Source organism: Streptomyces sp. NPDC050548 (assembly GCF_044457385.1).
In the GTDB taxonomy this organism is placed as follows: Bacteria; Actinomycetota; Actinomycetes; order Streptomycetales; family Streptomycetaceae; genus Streptomyces.
Genome location: NZ_JBITGV010000013.1, coordinates 301,453 through 317,920, shown reverse-complemented (window position 1 = coordinate 317,920; position 16,468 = coordinate 301,453). Strand labels below are relative to the sequence as shown.

General features: G+C 69.7%; 11 protein-coding genes. 2 read left to right on the top strand and 9 right to left on the bottom strand.

The window, feature by feature from the left end:
* From ACIBJH_RS32460 to tkt, 6 genes are all read right to left on the bottom strand, one after another.
* Positions 1-530, bottom strand: a 530-nt coding sequence (locus ACIBJH_RS32460; protein WP_399120479.1) for an NAD(P)-binding domain-containing protein, incomplete at its 3' end; no start/stop codon positions are given.
* Between the two features lie 5 nt (positions 531-535).
* Complete coding sequence (gene pgi, locus ACIBJH_RS32455; protein WP_399120469.1) at positions 536-2,218, bottom strand: glucose-6-phosphate isomerase; 1,683 nt, start codon at positions 2,216-2,218, stop codon at positions 536-538.
* Entirely contained in the window at positions 2,211-3,146 is a 936-nt protein-coding gene (gene opcA, locus ACIBJH_RS32450; protein WP_399120468.1) for a glucose-6-phosphate dehydrogenase assembly protein OpcA, read from the bottom strand. The genes pgi and opcA overlap by 8 nt, the downstream gene beginning before the upstream one ends.
* A complete protein-coding gene (gene zwf / locus ACIBJH_RS32445; RefSeq protein WP_399120466.1) occupies positions 3,143-4,750 on the bottom strand; it encodes a glucose-6-phosphate dehydrogenase in 1,608 nt (535 codons plus the stop codon). Before zwf ends, opcA begins: the two co-directional genes overlap by 4 nt.
* Positions 4,747-5,892: a transaldolase gene (gene tal, locus ACIBJH_RS32440; RefSeq protein WP_399120465.1), complete on the bottom strand. Its 1,146-nt coding sequence runs from the start codon at positions 5,890-5,892 to the stop codon at positions 4,747-4,749. The genes zwf and tal overlap by 4 nt, the downstream gene beginning before the upstream one ends.
* Before the next feature lie 19 nt (positions 5,893-5,911).
* Entirely contained in the window at positions 5,912-7,987 is a 2,076-nt protein-coding gene (tkt, locus tag ACIBJH_RS32435; protein WP_399120464.1) for a transketolase, read from the bottom strand.
* 146 nt (positions 7,988-8,133) lie between these two features.
* Between tkt and ACIBJH_RS32430 the strand changes: the two genes are divergently transcribed.
* Positions 8,134-9,033, top strand: a complete 900-nt coding sequence (locus ACIBJH_RS32430) for a helix-turn-helix domain-containing protein (RefSeq protein ID WP_399120463.1) — start codon at positions 8,134-8,136, stop codon at positions 9,031-9,033.
* Positions 9,034-9,223: 190 nt separating this feature from the next.
* Here ACIBJH_RS32430 and ACIBJH_RS32425 read toward each other — a convergent pair whose 3' ends face one another.
* The 3 genes from ACIBJH_RS32425 to ACIBJH_RS32415 all read right to left on the bottom strand — a co-directional run bounded on the left by ACIBJH_RS32425 (position 9,224) and on the right by ACIBJH_RS32415 (position 13,395).
* On the bottom strand, positions 9,224-10,105 hold the full coding sequence (locus tag ACIBJH_RS32425; protein WP_399120462.1) for an alpha/beta fold hydrolase: 882 nt from the start codon (positions 10,103-10,105) through the stop codon (positions 9,224-9,226).
* Positions 10,106-10,364: 259 nt separating this feature from the next.
* Positions 10,365-11,768 carry a glycoside hydrolase family 16 protein gene (locus tag ACIBJH_RS32420; RefSeq protein WP_399120461.1) on the bottom strand — a complete coding sequence of 468 codons (1,404 nt, stop codon included), beginning with the start codon at positions 11,766-11,768 and terminating at the stop codon, positions 10,365-10,367.
* Positions 11,769-12,150: 382 nt separating this feature from the next.
* Entirely contained in the window at positions 12,151-13,395 is a 1,245-nt protein-coding gene (locus ACIBJH_RS32415; protein ID WP_399120460.1) for an Ig-like domain-containing protein, read from the bottom strand.
* 341 nt (positions 13,396-13,736) lie between these two features.
* On the opposite strand from ACIBJH_RS32415, the gene ACIBJH_RS32410 reads away from it, so the two are divergent.
* Positions 13,737-16,409, top strand: coding sequence for an FAD/NAD(P)-binding protein (locus tag ACIBJH_RS32410; protein WP_399120459.1), 2,673 nt, complete (start codon positions 13,737-13,739; stop codon positions 16,407-16,409).
* The last annotated feature ends 59 nt before the right edge of the window (positions 16,410-16,468 follow it).

Sequence of the window (16,468 nt, the reverse complement as noted above, 5' to 3'; positions counted from 1 at the left end):
GCCTGCATCATGGCGTACTCGATGCCGTTGTGGACCATCTTGGAGAAGTGCCCGGCGCCGACCTTGCCCGCGTGCACGAACCCGAACTCGCCCTCGGGCTTGAGCGCGTCGAAGACGGGCTGGACCTTGGCGATGTTCTCGGGGTCGCCGCCGACCATCAGCGCGTAGCCGTTCGTCAGGCCCCACACCCCGCCGGAGACGCCCGCGTCCACGAAGCCGATGCCCTTGGCACCCAGCTCCTCCGCGTGCTTCTCGTCGTCCGTCCAACGGGAGTTGCCGCCGTCGACCACCGTGTCGCCGGGCTGGAGCAGTTCGCCCAGCTCGTCGACGACCGACTGGGTCGGGGCGCCGGCCGGGACCATCACCCATACGGTGCGCGGCGCTTCGAGCTTGGCGACCAGTTCGGCCAGGTCGCTCACGTCGGAGATCTCGGGGTTGCGGTCGTATCCGATGACGGTGTGGCCCGCGCGGCGGATGCGCTCGCGCATGTTGCCGCCCATCTTGCCGAGGCCGATCAGGCCCAATTGCATCGCTGTCATGTCAGCTTCACTTCCTGAGAATCCTGGGAGTCCCGCGAATTACGGAGAGTCCGGTACGTCGCCACGAGCGCGGCGGTGGAGGAGTCCAGCCCGGGTACGTCGGCGCCTTCGGTGAGGGCGGGTTCGACGCGCTTGGCGAGGACCTTGCCCAGCTCGACGCCCCACTGGTCGAAGGAGTCGATGTTCCAGACCGCGCCCTGCACGAACACCTTGTGCTCGTAGAGCGCGATGAGCTGGCCGAGCACGGAGGGGGTCAGCTCACGGGCCAGGATGGTGGTCGTGGGGTGGTTGCCCTTGAACGTCTTGTGCGGGACCAGTTCCTCCGCCACACCCTCCGCGCGCACCTCGTCGGGCGTCTTGCCGAACGCCAACGCCTGTGTCTGCGCGAAGAAGTTGGCCATCAGCAGGTCGTGCTGCGCCTTCAGTCCATCGCTCAGCTCGGCGACCGGGTTGACGAAGCCGATGAAGTCGGCCGGGATCAACTTCGTGCCCTGGTGGATGAGTTGGTAGTAGGCGTGCTGCCCGTTCGTACCCGGCGTGCCCCACACCACCGGGCCCGTCTGCCACTCCACCGGATTTCCGTCCCGGTCCACCGACTTGCCGTTGGACTCCATGTCCAGTTGCTGCAAGTAGGCCGTGAACTTGGAGAGGTAGTGCGAGTACGGCAGCACGGCGTGCGACTGGGCGTCGTGGAAGTTGCCGTACCAGACGCCCAACAGGCCAAGGAGAAGCGGTGCGTTGGACTCGGCGGGCGCGGTGCGGAAGTGCTCGTCGACGAGGTGGAAACCGTCGAGCATCTCCCGGAAGCGGTCCGGGCCGATGGCGATCATCAGGGAGAGCCCGATGGCGGAGTCGTAGGAGTAGCGTCCGCCGACCCAGTCCCAGAACTCGAACATGTTGTCCGTGTCGATGCCGAAGTCCGACACCTTCCCGGCGTTGGTCGACAGCGCCACGAAGTGCTTGGCGACGGCCTTGTCGTCACCGCCGAGACCCTCAAGGAGCCATGTCCTGGCGGACGTCGCGTTGGTGATCGTCTCGATCGTGGTGAAGGTCTTCGACGCGACGATGAACAGCGTCTCGGCCGGGTCGAGGTCGCGGGTCGCCTCGTGCAGGTCGGCGCCGTCGACGTTCGACACGAAGCGGACGGTCAACTCGCGGTCGGTGAAGGCGCGGAGGGCTTCGTACGCCATCGCCGGACCCAGGTCCGAGCCGCCGATGCCGATGTTGACGACATTGCGGATACGACGGCCGGTGTGGCCGGTCCACTCACCGGAGCGGACGCGTTCGGCGAAGTTCGCCATCTTGTCGAGGACCGCGTGCACGGCGGGCACCACGTTCTCGCCGTCGACCTCGATCACCGCGTCACGCGGGGCGCGCAGCGCGGTGTGCAGGACCGCGCGGTCCTCCGTGACGTTGATCTTCTCGCCGCGGAACATGGCGTCCCGCAGGCCGAACACACCGGTGGCGGTGGCGAGTTCCTGGAGGAGGGCGAGGGTCTCGTCCGTGATCAGGTGCTTGGAGTAGTCGATGCGCAGGTCGCCGACGGTGACCACGTACCGCTCCGCGCGCTCCGGGTCCGCCGCGAACAACTCGCGCAACTGCGGGTGCAGTTGAGCCGCGCGGTGGTTCTCAAGAGCGGTCCACTCGGGCCGTCGCACGGGCTTGGGGGAGTCAGACATGAGAAGGGATCTCCTTGGTGCCCTCGGCCCGGAGGGCGATGGCGTACATCTCGTCGGCGTCGAGGCGCCGCAGTTCCTCGGCGATGAGTTCGGAGGTGGTGCGGACCTTCAGCGCGAGGGTGCGGGAAGGCTGCCCGGGCAGGGACAGCGTCGCGAGGGGGCCGTCGGGGCGGTCGATGACGATGTCGCCGGCGCCGGTGCCCAGGCGGACGGCCGTGATGACCGGCCCGTCGGTGACCACGCGGTCGATCGTCACCTTGAGGCGGGCCTCCAGCCAGCGGGCCAGCAGTTCGGCGGCCGGGTTGTCGGCCTCGCTCTCCACGGCACCCGAGGTGATCTTCGACTTGGACTGGTCCAAAGCCGCCGCCAGCATCGAGCGCCACGGGGTGAGCCGGGTCCAGGCGAGGTCGGTGTCGCCGGGCGCGTAGGCGCGGGCGCGGGCGTCCAGCGCTTCGAGCGGGTTCGTCGCCGCGTACAGGTCGGTGATCCGGCGCTGCGCGAGGGCACCCAGCGGGTCCTTCGCCGGAACCTCGGGTGCGTCTCCCGGCCACCACACGACGACGGGCGCGTCCGGCAGCAGCAGCGGCAGCACCACGGAGTCGGCGTGGTCGGACACCTCGCCGTAGGTCCGCAGCACGACCGTCTCGCCGGTGCCGGCGTCGGCGCCCACCCTGACCTCGGCGTCGAGGTGCGAGTTGGTGCGGTCCCGCGGGGTGCGGGCCTGCCGCTTGATGACGACCAGGGTGCGCGAGGGGTGCTCGTGCGAGGCCTCCTCGGCCGCCTTGATCGCGTCGTAGGCGTTCTCCTCGTCCGTGACGATGACCATCGTCAGGACCATGCCCACGGCAGGGGTGCCGAGGTCGCGGCGACCCTGCACCAGCGCCTTGTTGATCTTGCTTGCCGTGGTGTCGCTCAGGTCGATCTTCATGGCCTGCGCCAGCTCCGTCCGTCTCGTGCGAGCATCTCGTCCGCCTCCTGGGGCCCCCAACTGCCCGAGGAGTACTGCGCGGGCCTGCCGTTCTGTGCCCAGTACTCCTCGATCGGGTCGAGGATCTTCCAGGACTCTTCCACTTCCTGGTGGCGCGGGAACAGGTTGGCATCGCCGAGCAGCACATCCAGGATGAGCCGCTCGTACGCCTCCGGGCTCGACTCCGTGAACGACTCGCCGTAGGCGAAGTCCATGGACACGTCCCGGATCTCCATCGAGGTGCCCGGCACCTTCGAACCGAACCGGACCGTCATGCCCTCGTCGGGCTGGACGCGGATGACGATCGCGTTCTGGCCGAGTTCCTCGGTGGCGTTGGAGTCGAAGGGGGAGTGCGGGGCCCGCTTGAAGACGACCGCGATCTCCGTGACCCGTCGCCCGAGGCGCTTGCCGGTGCGCAGATAGAAGGGGATGCCCGCCCAGCGGCGGTTGTCCACCTCCAGCTTGACGGCCGCGTAGGTGTCGGTCTTCGACTGCGGGTCGATGCCGTCCTCCTGGAGGTAGCCGACGACCTTCTCGCCGCCCTGCCAGCCCTCCGCGTACTGCCCGAACACCGTGTGCTCGCCCAACTCCTTGGGTAGCCGCACCGACTTGAGCACCTTCAGCTTCTCGGTGAGCAGCGCCTCCTCGTCGAAGGCGATCGGCTCCTCCATGGCGGTCAGCGCCATCAGCTGGAGCAGGTGGTTCTGAATGACGTCACGCGCCGAACCGATGCCGTCGTAGTAGCCGGCCCGGCCGCCGATGCCGATGTCCTCGGCCATCGTGATCTGGATGTGGTCGACATAGGACCGGTTCCAGATCGGCTCGTACATCTGGTTGGCGAAGCGCAGCGCCAGGATGTTCTGGACGGTCTCCTTGCCGAGGTAGTGGTCGATCCGGAACACCTGGTCCGGTTCGAACACCTCGTGCACGATCTTGTTCAGCTCACGCGCGCTCTTCAGGTCGCGCCCGAACGGCTTCTCGATGACCGCGCGCCGCCATGCCCCCTCCGGGGCGTCCGCCAGACCGTGCTTCTTGAGCTGCTTGACGACCTTCGGGAAGAACTTCGGCGGTACGGAGAGATAGAAGGCGTAGTTGCCACTGGTACCGCGCGAGGTGTCCAACTCGTCGACGGCCGCGCGCAGTTGCTTGAACGCGGTGTCGTCGTCGAAGTCGCCCGGGATGAACCGCATGCCCTCGGCAAGCTGCTGCCAGACCTCCTCGCGGAACTCCGTACGGGAGTGCTCGCGCACCGAGTCGTGCACCACCTGCGCGAAGTCCTGGTCCTCCCAGTCCCGCCGGGCGAACCCGACGAGGGAGAAGCCCGGCGGCAGCATGCCCCGGTTGGCCAGGTCGTAGACGGCCGGCATCAGCTTCTTGCGGGACAGGTCACCGGTGACCCCGAAGATCACAAGCCCGGACGGACCCGCGATCCGCGGCAGCCGGCGGTCACGCGCGTCCCGCAGCGGGTTGTCCCAGCCGACGGCCAGGGCGTCCGCGATATCCGTGATGTCCTCAACGCCGAGCGCCTGCACGGCCGTTGTCGTTTTGGGAAGGTCCGCACTCATTCCCCGTCGACCCCCTTCCCGCTCAGCGACTTCGCGACGGCAGCCAGCAGGTCCTGCCAGGCCACCTCGAACTTGGCGACGCCCTCGTCCTCCAACTGCTTGACGACCACGTCGTACGAGATCCCCAGACGCTCTACGGCGTCCAGGTCGGCGCGCGCCTGCGCATAGCCGCCGGTCACCGTGTCGCCGTGGATGTCACCGTGGTCGGCGGTGGCGTTCAGCGTGGCCTCGGGCATGGTGTTGACCGTGCCGGGCGCGACCAGTTCGTCGACGTAGAGGGTGTCCTTGTAGGACGGGTCCTTCACACCGGTCGAGGCCCACAGGGGGCGCTGCTTGTTGGCCCTGGCGCCCGCGAGAACGGTCCAACGGTCGCCGGAGAAGACCTCTTCGTAGGCCTCGTACGCGAGCCGCGCGTTGGCGAGTGCCGCCTTTCCCTTGAGGGCGAGGGCCTCGTCCGTGGCCAGCGCGGTGAGGCGCTTGTCGATCTCGGAGTCGACGCGGGAGACGAAGAAGGAGGCGACGGAGTGGATGGTCGCCAGATCGATGCCCGCGGCCTGCGCCTTCTCCAGGCCGGCGAGGTAGGCGTCCATGACCTCGCGGTAGCGCTCCAGGGAGAAGATCAGCGTGACGTTGACGCTGATGCCCGCGCCGATGACCTCGGTGATGGCCGGGAGACCGGCCTTCGTCGCCGGGATCTTGATCATCACGTTGGAACGGTCCACCAGCCAGGACAGCTGCTTGGCCTCGGCGATGGTCGCCGCCGTGTGGTGGGCGAGACGCGGGTCGACCTCGATGGAGACCCGGCCGTCCCGGCCGCCGGTCGCCTCGTGGACCGGGCGCAGGATGTCGGCCGCGGCGCGGACGTCGGCCGTGGTCATCATCCGTACGGCCTCTTCGACCGTCACCTTGCGTACGGCGAGGTCGGCGAGCTGCTCCTCGTAACCCTCTCCCGAGCCGATGGCGGCCTGGAAGATGGACGGGTTGGTGGTGACGCCGACGACGTTCTTGGTGTCGATGAGTTCGGCGAGGTTGCCGGACTCGATCCGCTTGCGCGACAGGTCGTCCAGCCAGATGGAGACGCCCTCGTCGGAGAGGCGCTTGAGTGTTCCCGCGGTGGCGGTCACTTCGGTCACTGTGATCATCTTCTTTCTGGCGATCGGATCAACCGCGCGCGGCGGCGAGGGATTCCCTGGCGGCTGCGGCGACGTTCTCGGCCGTGAAACCGAACTCGGCGAACAGGGTCTTTGCATCGGCGGAGGCGCCGAAGTGTTCGAGGGAGACGATGCGTCCTGCGTCACCCACGAACCGGTACCACGTGAGACCGATCCCGGCCTCGACCGCAACGCGGGCCTTCACGGACGGCGGAAGGACACTGTCGCGGTACTCGCGCGACTGCTCCTCGAACCACTCCACGGACGGCATCGACACCACCCGGGTGCCCACGCCCTCGGCTTCCAGCTGCTCGCGTGCCTCGACGGCGAGGTGGACCTCGGAGCCGGTCGCGATCAGCACGACGTCGGGGGTCTCGGTGGAGGAGTCCTTGAGGACGTAACCGCCGCGCGCCGCATCGGAGTTGGGCGCGTACGTCGGCACACCCTGACGGGTCAGGGCGAGACCGTGCGGGGCGGGCTTCGTGGCGTGCCGCTTGAGGATCTCGGCCCAGGCGATCGCCGTCTCGTTGGCGTCGGCCGGGCGGACGATGTTCAGGCCGGGGATGGCGCGCAGCGAGGCGAGGTGCTCGACCGGCTGGTGGGTGGGGCCGTCCTCGCCGAGGCCGATGGAGTCGTGGGTCCAGACGTACGTCACCGGGAGCTGCATCAGCGCGGAGAGGCGGACGGCGTTGCGCATGTAGTCGGAGAACACCAGGAAGGTGCCGCCGTAGACGCGGGTGTTGCCGTGCAGGGCGATGCCGTTCATCTCGGCCGCCATGGAGTGCTCGCGGATTCCGAAGTGGATCGTACGGCCGTACGGGTCGGCCTCCGGGAGCGGGTTGCCCTTCGGGAGGAAGGACGAGGTCTTGTCGATGGTGGTGTTGTTCGAGCCGGCCAGGTCGGCGGAGCCGCCCCACAGCTCGGGCAGGACCGTTCCAAGCGACTGGAGGACCTTGCCGGACGCGGCCCGGGTGGCGACGGAGGAGCCCTCCTCGAACACCGGCAGGGCGTCCTCCCAGCCCTCGGGGAGCTGACCGGCGACGATCCGGTCGAAGAGCTTCGCGCGCTCGGGCTGGGCGCCGCGCCACTTGTCGAGCTGCTTGTCCCACGCGGAGTGCGCCTCGGCACCCCGGTCCAGGGCCCGGCGGCTGTGCGCGAGGACCTCGTCGGCGACCTCGAAGGACTGCTCCGGGTCGAAGCCGAGGACGCGCTTGGTGGCGGCGACCTCGTCGGCGCCGAGCGCGGAGCCGTGGGCGGCCTCGGTGTTCTGGGCGTTCGGGGCGGGCCAGGCGATGATCGTGCGCATCGCGATGATCGAGGGGCGCGCGGTCTCGGCCTGCGCCGTCTTCAGCGCCGTGTACAGCGCGTGCGGGTCGATGTCGCCGTCGGCGCCGGGCTCGATGCGCTGGGTGTGCCAGCCGTAGGCCTCGTAGCGCTTCAGCACGTCCTCGGAGAAGGCGGTCGCGGTGTCGCCCTCGATGGAGATGTGGTTGTCGTCGTAGACGAAGACGAGGTTGCCGAGCTTCTGGTGGCCGGCGAGGGAGGAGGCCTCGGCGGAGATGCCCTCCTCCAGGTCGCCGTCGGAGACGATCGCCCAGATCGTGTGGTCGAAGGGCGACTCGCCCTCGGGGGCCTCGGGGTCGAACAGGCCGCGCTCGTAGCGGGCGGCCATCGCCATGCCGACGGCGTTGGCGACACCCTGTCCGAGCGGTCCGGTCGTGGTCTCCACACCGGCCGTGTGCCCGTACTCGGGGTGGCCAGGCGTCTTCGAGCCGTGCGTCCGGAACGCCTTCAGGTCGTCCAGCTCCAGCTCGTACCCGGCGAGATACAGCTGTGTGTACAGCGTCAGCGAGGTGTGGCCGGGGGAGAGGACGAAGCGGTCACGACCGGTCCACTCGGGATCCGCGGGGTCGTGACGCATCACCTTCTGAAAGATCGTGTACGCGGCGGGGGCCAGGCTCATCGCCGTGCCGGGGTGCCCGTTGCCGACCTTCTGTACCGCGTCAGCGGCCAGAACGCGGGCGGTGTCGACGGCACGACGGTCGAGATCGGTCCACTCGAAGCTGTCAGGTGTGTGCGCGTTCATCTTCAAGAAGTCCTCGGTAAGAGCGGCAGAACTGCTCGGACGCCTTCAAATCTAAAAGTCTGACTTTTACGAGGGAAGGTGTCGGTGTGCCAGCCTGTGGTGAAAGTGGGACACCGGAACCCGTACTGAGGCGGCACGAGAAGGACATGGCGGACAGAACCATCCAAGGCGTCGCGGGTGACGGCGACGTGATCAGAACGTTTCCCTTCCCTGTCGATCTGAGCGTCTGCGGCGTCGGCATGCAGGTCGGCCCGATGACCCCCGGACGCGCCTGGCACGCCGACGCGCCCCTGCACCGGGTCCACCGCATCGACTTCCATGTGGTGATGCTCTTCGACGAGGGCCCGGTCCGCCACATGATCGACTTCGCCGAGTACGAGGCGAACGCCGGCGACGTCCTGTGGATCCGTCCGGGCCAGGTCCACCGCTTCTCGCGCATGGATCAGTACCGTGGAACGGTCCTGACCATGCAGCCCGGCTTCCTCCCTCGCGCCACGGTCGAGGCCACCGGCCTCTACCGCTACGACCTCCCGCCCCTCCTGCACCCCGACGAGCCCCGCCTCGCCGCCCTCCGCGCCTCGCTGGGCCAGCTCCAACGCGAGTACGAGGACACGGAGACGCTCCCGCTGAGCCTCCACACCTCGGTCCTACGGCACTCCCTGACGGCCTTCCTGCTACGGCTCGCGCATCTCGCGGCCAGTTCGGCGGAGGCGGCCCGGCAGCAGGCCGACACGACGTTCACGCTCTTCCGTGAGGCCGTCGAGAAGGGCTTCGCCACCAACCACAGCGTCAGCGCCTACGCCGACGCCCTCGGCTACTCCCGCCGCACCCTCGTGCGCGCGGTCCGTGCTGCCACCGGTGAGACCCCCAAGGGCTTCATCGACAAGCGGGTCGTCCTGGAGGCGAAACGGCTGTTGGCCCACACGGACCTGCCGATCGGCCGTGTAGGGGCGGCAGTTGGCTTCCCCGACGCGGCCAACTTCTCCAAGTTCTTCCACCAGCACACGGATGTGACGCCGGCCGGGTTCCGGGCGGAGCTGCGGTGAGGGAGCGCGGACGGGCGGCGGCAGGGGAGCGGTGCGGCAGTCGGGGCGCACGGGTGGCCGCGACCGAGTGGCGCGTGAGGGACGAGCACTGACGACGGGGCCCGGCACGTCGATCCGTGCCGGGCCCCGGGTACTCGGGCCCGAAGTGGGCCCCGTTGTCGGACAGTTGACAGGTGGTGAGCGGCGGGCCTCAGCGCGCCCGCTGCAGGAAGTCGACGACCAGGTCCGTCGTCGCCTGGGGTTGTTCTTCCGTGATCCAGTGTCCGCAGTCGGGGATGACGGCGTCTTCGACGTCGTCGGCGACGCATCGCAGTACCTCGCCGATGCCGGGGCCGAAGGTGGCTTCGCCGCCGAAGGCCAGGACCGGCATCCGGAGCTTGCCCTGGGCGAGGAACTTCTGGTTGTCGGCCGCGTCCTGACCGAACGCGAGGAACTGGGCGAAGCTCGCCCGCATGGCGCCGGGCTGTGCGTAGAGCGCCGCGTAGTGTTCGCGCTTGGCTTCGTCGAACCGCTCGGGGGCCACGGAGAGTTCGTTCCAGAAGCGGTCCAGGTAGATGCGCTCGCGGCCCTCGACCAGGCGTTCCATGTCGGGGCCGCCGAAGCCGAAGTGCCACATCATGGGGTCCTGGGTGATCCGGTCCCAGGGGCCGATGCCGGGCAGGGGTGCGTCGATGGCCACCCAGCGGCTGACGCGCTCGGGACGGGTGGCGGCGACGGCGTAGCCGACCATGATGCCGATGTCGTGGGTCACCAGTTCGATCGAGTCCACGCCCAGGGCGTCCAGGACGCCCCACACGTCGGCCGCCTGGGTCTTCTTGTCGTAGCCGCCCTCGGGTTTGGAGGAGAGGCCCAGTCCGCGCAGGTCGGGGGCGATGACCGTGCGGTCCCCGGCGAGTGCGTTCGTCAGGTGGCCCCACATGTCGCCCGTGGTGCCGAAGCCGTGCAGCAGGACGACCGTCGGCCCCTGTCCGCCGACGCGTACGTGGATCGTGGCGCCGTCGGTCTCGATCTCGCGCGCCTTCATGCCGGCGGGGAAGGGGTGAATGCCGTCCTGACGTCCGTTGTCGTTCATGGCTGTGCTCCGGGTTCAAAAGGGGAGAGGGCTCCGACGCCCGATCCGCGTCGCACCATCGAAGCTAGCCGACCGGTCTACTACGGTCCATCCCACGCCGGCGGCCGTGTCCGCGGGAGCGGAGCGCTGACCTGCGATGGAAGACAGGGGCTCTCAGTAGAGAGAAAGCTGGTCGTGATCTTGCCCCGACCCGGAGCGCACAGCGGCAGGGGCCCCACGCACGCACGCGTGAAGCCCCTCTTTCCCGTGGGGGTCGCTGTCAGTGTCCGAAGTCGAACCAGTTCACGTTCACGAAGTCCGCCGACTGGCCGCTGCTGAAGGTGAGATAGACGTCATGGGTGCCGGTGACCGAGCTGATGTTCGCCGGGACCGTCCTCCACGACTGCCAGCCCCCGGTGTTGGCCAGCGCGAAGCTGCCGATCGGGGTCGCGGTCGGACTGTCCAGGCGCACCTGCACCAGACCGCTCACCCCGCTCGCCGCGCCGCTCGCGACCCGGCCGTAGAACTGGGTGGCCGCCGTGGAGCCGAAGTTGACGCCCTTGTAGAGCGCCCAGTCGCCGTTGGCTATCGAGCCGAGGTCCTGGCCGCCGCCGGTGTCCGTCGTCGTCTCGGCGACCGTGCCGGACTGGCTGTCGTAGGACTCGGCCTGGATGGCGCTGTAGGCGTCCCGGTTGCCGGTCGGCGGGGTCGTGGTACCGCTCCCACTACCCGTGGACTGGAGCACCTGGACGTAGTCCACCGTCATCGGGTGGTTCGGGTCGGTGGCGCTGGTGGGGCCGCCGCCGTACGCCGCCGGGAAGCCGCCGCCCATCGCCACGTTCAGGATGATGAAGAAGCCGTGGTTCGTCGCGTTGGCCCAGGTGGTCGCGTCGACCTGACTGGCGTTGACCGTGTGGAAGTTGACGCCGTCGAGGTAGAAGCGGATCTGCTCGGGGCTGGTGGAGCGGTCCCACTCCATGGCGTAGGTGTGGAAGCCGGCCTGACAAGTGGTGCCGGTGCAGGCGGTGTTGCCGCCGATGCCGGTCGTCTCGTTGCAGGGGCCGCCCGGGCTGGTGCCGCAATGCACCGTCGCCCAGTCGGTGTTGAGACCCTGGACGTTCTCCATGATGTCCAACTCGCCCACGCTGGGCCAGTTCTGGTAGTTGCCCCGGTAGGGCGCGCCCAGCATCCAGAACGCGGGCCAGTAGCCGAGCGCCGACGAACCCGTGACGTTCGGCATCTGGATACGGGCCTCGACCCGCAGCTTCCCGCCGGGCGGCGGCTGGAAGTCCGTGCGGTTGGTCTCGATACGGCCCGAGGTCCAGTTGCCGGAGGCGTCGCGGCGCGGGGTGATCAGGAGGTTGCCGTTGCCGTCGAGCGCCACGTTGTTGGTGGAGGAGGTCATCGTCTCGACCTCGCCGGTGCCCCAGTTGGCGGCGCCGCCCGGGTAGGAAGTCCCGGTGTCGTACTGCCAGTTGGTGGTGGAGGCGCCGGTGCCCGCGGTGCCGTTGAAGTCGTCCAGGAAGACCTGCGTCCAGCCTGTGGGGGGCGTGGGCGCGGAGGCGTCCGCGGGCAGGGTGAAGGCCGTGGCGGTGGCGATCGCCAGGCCGAGGGTGCTGAGGGCGGCGATCAGAACGCGCCGGAGGGGACGGGGTCTGCGCTGCGTGCCGGAGGTTTCACTCATGGGTGCCTCTCGGATACGGAGTGGGGGTGCGGGTGCCGCGCCTGCTGTCTGAGAGCGCTCTCACGCAGCGGGTGCGCGGTCAATGTGCTCTCAGCCACTCCGGCCGTCAAGAGGTGAAGCCGCGAAAGTCTTTTCGCTGTGCGGGAGTTCAGGTGATGAAGGCGATGAATGCGGGTGAAAGAGGAGGTTTCCGAGCGACCCCTGGACCGGTCCCCCGACCGGCTTCCCGGACCGGCCTCGCGGACGCGACGGCCCCCGAGACCGGCCCACGGTCCACCGGCCTCGTGGACCGGTCCACCGGCCTCCCGTGCGACCGGCCTTCTGGACCGGTCCGCCGGTCCGCCGGTCCACCGGTCCACCGGCCTCCCGGGCGCGGCGGGCCCTAGACCGCGCTGCCCGCCTTCCAGTCCGTCCAGGACAGGTTCCAGCCGTTGAGGCCGTTGTCGGCCGCGACCGTCTTCTCGCCGGAGTTCTTCACGATGACGACGTCGCCGAGCATCGAGCTGTCATAGAACTTGTAGCCCGCCACCGACGTGTTGTTCGCGCCCTTGGCATCGTGCAGGCCGACGCAGCCGTGGCTGGTGTTCTCGTGGCCGAACACTGAGGTGGACGCCCAGTAGTTGCCGTGCACGAAGGTGCCGGAGGTGGTCAGGCGCTGGGCGTGCGGGACGTCGGAGATGTCGTACTCGTCGCCGAGTCCGACCGTCGAGGACTCCATGCGGGTCTGCTTGAACCGCTCGCTGATCACCATGATTCCGGACCAGGTGGTGTGCTGGGCGTTGCCGCCGCTGACCGGGTAGGTGGCGAGGGTCTTGCCGTCCCGCTTGACCACCATCTCCTTGCTGGACAGGTCGACCGTACTGATCTGCTCGCGCCCGATGTTGAACGTGACGTCCTTGGACTGGATGCCGTAGATCCCGTCCTGGCCCTCGACGTCCTTCAGCCGCAGGCTGAGCGTGATCTTCGTGCCGGCCGCCCAGTACGTCTCGGGGCGGAAGTCGAGGCGGGTGTCGCTGAACCAGTGGCCGACGACCTCGACGGCGGGCTCGGCGGTGACCGTGATCGCCTTCTGGACGGCGGCGCGGTCCTTCACGGCGTGCGTGAAGTTGATCGACACGGGCATGCCGACGCCGGAGGTGGAGTTCGCCTCGGGGGTGAAGTAGCCGACGAAGGTCTCGCCGGGCGACTTGGTGGTGAAGGTCGCGGTCTTCGCGGCGCCGCCCTGCGCCTGCGCGGCGACCGTGTACTTCGTGCCCGAGTACGGGTTCTTTGTGGAAGTCCACTTCGTCTTGGCCGCGTTGAAGGTCCCGGCGAGCGTGGAGCCGTCGTTGCCGGTCACCTTCACCGTGGCGAACGTGCCGTCGGTCACCGTCACCGTGACCGGCGCCGAGAAGTCGGCCTTCTTCGCGCCGTCGGCGGGCGAGACCGTGACGGTCGGCGTCTTCGCGGCCTTCACCGAAGCCGTCGCCGACGCACCGCCGGACGAGGCGCTCTCCGCGGCACCCGCCGAGCCGCTGCAACCGGTCAGCACGGCCGCCGGCACCACCCCGAGCACGGTGAGGATCCCACGCCGGGACCACCTCTCCGACGGCTTCTCGGACCGGTTGGATATGTGCGACACGCCCACGGCAGGCCTTCCTCCATATGTCGCGCACACCCCCTGGCCGTACGCGACGAGATCACCAGTGCCGTTGCATCCTGCGTCACTTCCCTGGGTTGAATCTTTGAATCCCAGGGCCCCAACCTGAGATTCCTCTGAAGAGAACCTGAAAGAAGGCCTGAAACCACGGTTGTCGGAGGCTCCGTGAGTGTGAACAGAGTATGAACGCACCGGCCGGTGCCCTGAGTATCCGGTGAGATCCCCGTCCCGCCATGGCTTCCCCACCAACCCGGTCGGAATAGTGAGGAAGGAACTGAAGGCGGAGTTCCGCTTCGGCGGCTCCGCGGCAGACCACGCCGGAGGCATTCGTGACCGAAGTCCGCAAGCGGCCCACCACGGCGATCGTCGGAGCGGGCGCGGCAGGCACCCTGACCGCCGTCCAACTCTGCGAGAGCGCCACCCGCCGCCGGACCCCGCTCGACCTGGTGCTGGTCGACCCGGCCCCGGAGGCCGGCCGCGGCACCGCCTACGCGACCCCCGACCCGCGCCACCGCCTCAACGTCCCCGCGGGGGGCATGAGTTGCTACCCCGACGACCCCGGCCACTTCACCCGCTGGCTGTGCCGCCACGGCGAACCCACCGTCGGCAGCGCCGACTTCGCCACCCGCTACCGCTACGGCGCCTACCTCGCCGACACCCTCGCCCAGGCCGTCGTCCGCTCCCACGGCACGGTCTCCGTACGCCGCCTGCGCACCCGCGCGGAGAGCTGTACCGGCACTCCCACAGGCCCGGTGGAACTCCACCTCGCCGACGGGGGACTCCTCACCACGGACAGCGCCGTCCTCGCCACCGGCCCCGCCGCCCCCACCGCCGCCTGGGCCCCGCCCGCGCTGCGCACCTCACCTCGTTTCGTCAACTCCCCCTGGACACCAGGCACGTTGGACGCCGTACGCGAGGACACCGCCGACGTCCTTCTCGTCGGCACCGGCCTCACCGCCGTGGACCTCGCCCTCACCCTCGACCGCCCCGAACGCACCGTGCACGCCGCCTCCCGCAGCGGACTCCTGCCGCAGCCGCACGCGTTGGGACCGGCCGGCCCGATGGAGGCACCCAACTGGCCGCGCGACCTGACCCTCAGCGGATTGCGCCGGACCGTCTACCGGCACGTCAGCCGCTCCGTCCGCACCCACGGCGACTGGCGGCCCGCACTCGACAGCCTCCGCCCGCACACCGCACGCCTCTGGCACAGCCTCACCCCGGAAGAACGCGAGGAGTTCCTCGCCCACGAGAGCGCGATCTGGAACACCCACCGGCACCGCATGGCCCCCACCACCGCCGAATCCGTCACCCGCGCCCGCACCGCACGACGCCTCCAGGTGCACACCGGCACGATCGCCGAAGTCGTCGAGGACAGCGGACGGTTGGCGGTCACCCTCTCCAACGGCCGTACGCTGCACGTCGGTTGGGTCGTCGACTGCACCGGCCCTGGGCAACGGCTCGAAGACCCGCTGTGGCGAAGCCTGTTCGCGACGGGAATGGCGGTGCCGGGGCCGCTCGGCATGGGCGTCGCCACCCGCGACGGACGCCTCCTCGACGCCCAAGGCCGTTGCACACGGCCCCTGTTCACCCTCGGCGCCCCACGGCGCGGCGAACTGTGGGAGACCACCGCGATCCCCGAGATCCGCGTCCAGGCCGCCGCCCTGGCCCGGCAACTGCTCGCACCCCCGGCCCGCCGCACCGCCCGCCGCAGACCCGTCGACGGACTCGGACTCCCGCTCTCCACCCACGCCGAGGCCGCCACCGCCTACCGCCGCGGACTCGACCGGGTCCTCAAGGTGCGCGCCGGGGCCGAGGACGCGTTCGCCCGCGCGGTCGCCCTGGACCCCGGATTCGCCCTGGGCCACGCGGCGTTGGCCCTCCTCGGCCACGAGTGCGGGGCCGCCGTCGACGTACCCCGCGCCCTCGCCGACGCCCAGCGCTGCGCCCAGGAGCGGGCCGACGAGCGGGAGCGGTCCTTCGTGGACGTGATCACCCGCCGGGTCCAATCCGCCGACGGGGACCGCGCGTTGATACGGCACCTCGACACCCACCCCGCCGACGCGCTCGCTCTCGCCGCCGCCGTACCCACCATCGCCTTCTCCGGAGTCACCGACCTGGACGACGACTACGCGCTCCGCCTCGCCGAGCGCACGTCCCCCGCCTACGACGGACACTGGTTCCACACCTCGCTGCTGGCGTTCCTGCGCCAGGAACAGGGCCGACTGCACGAGGCGGGCGAACTCGCCCACCGCGCCCTGGGAGTCGAGCCCGCCTCGGGTCACGCCGTGCACGCGCTGGCCCACGTCCACTACGAGTCCGGCGCCCACGAGGCGGGCCGGGACTGGCTCGACGGCTGGGTGTCGGGGCAGGGCCGGGGCGCGGTCCACCGGGCCCACTTCTCCTGGCACATCGCCCTGCACGAACTCGCGTTGGACGACCCGGCCGCCGTCCGCAGGCGCTGGTTCGCCCAGTTGGCGCCCGGGCGGGTGACCGGAGTACGCGCGCTGGTGGACTCGGGGTCGCTGCTGTGGCGGGCCCGGCTCAGCGGCAACTGGCAGGGGGAGCTGCCGACTTCGGACGTACTGGACTCCGTGGCCCGCGAGGTCCTGGAACGGCCGGCGACCGCGTTCACCGCGCTGCACGTAGCGGTGGCCCTCACCGCCGCCGGTGACCTCCCGGCACTGCGCCGCCTCCGCGACCACGCGGCGGGGGCCGACCCGGTGCAGCGCGAGGTCATCGCCCCGCTCTGCGAGGCCTTCGCCGCCCTCGTCGAACACCGCTTCCACGACGCGGCCCACGGCCTCGACGCACTGCTTCCGGTACTGCGCAAGGTGGGTGGCAGCGCGGCCCAACGCGAGGTCGTGGAGGAGACGTTGCTGTACGCACTGGTGTCCGCGGGGCGCTGCGATGCGGCAAGGCGCTTGCTGGACGCGCGACTCGACCGGAAGGCGGCGCCTCGGGACCGGCGGATGTTGGCCGGGTTGGCCGGGTTGGCGGGGTGAGACGGGCGGGGTGGGCGCTGGTGTTTGACTCGTGCACTGATCGTCGTAGACCCTGCGCC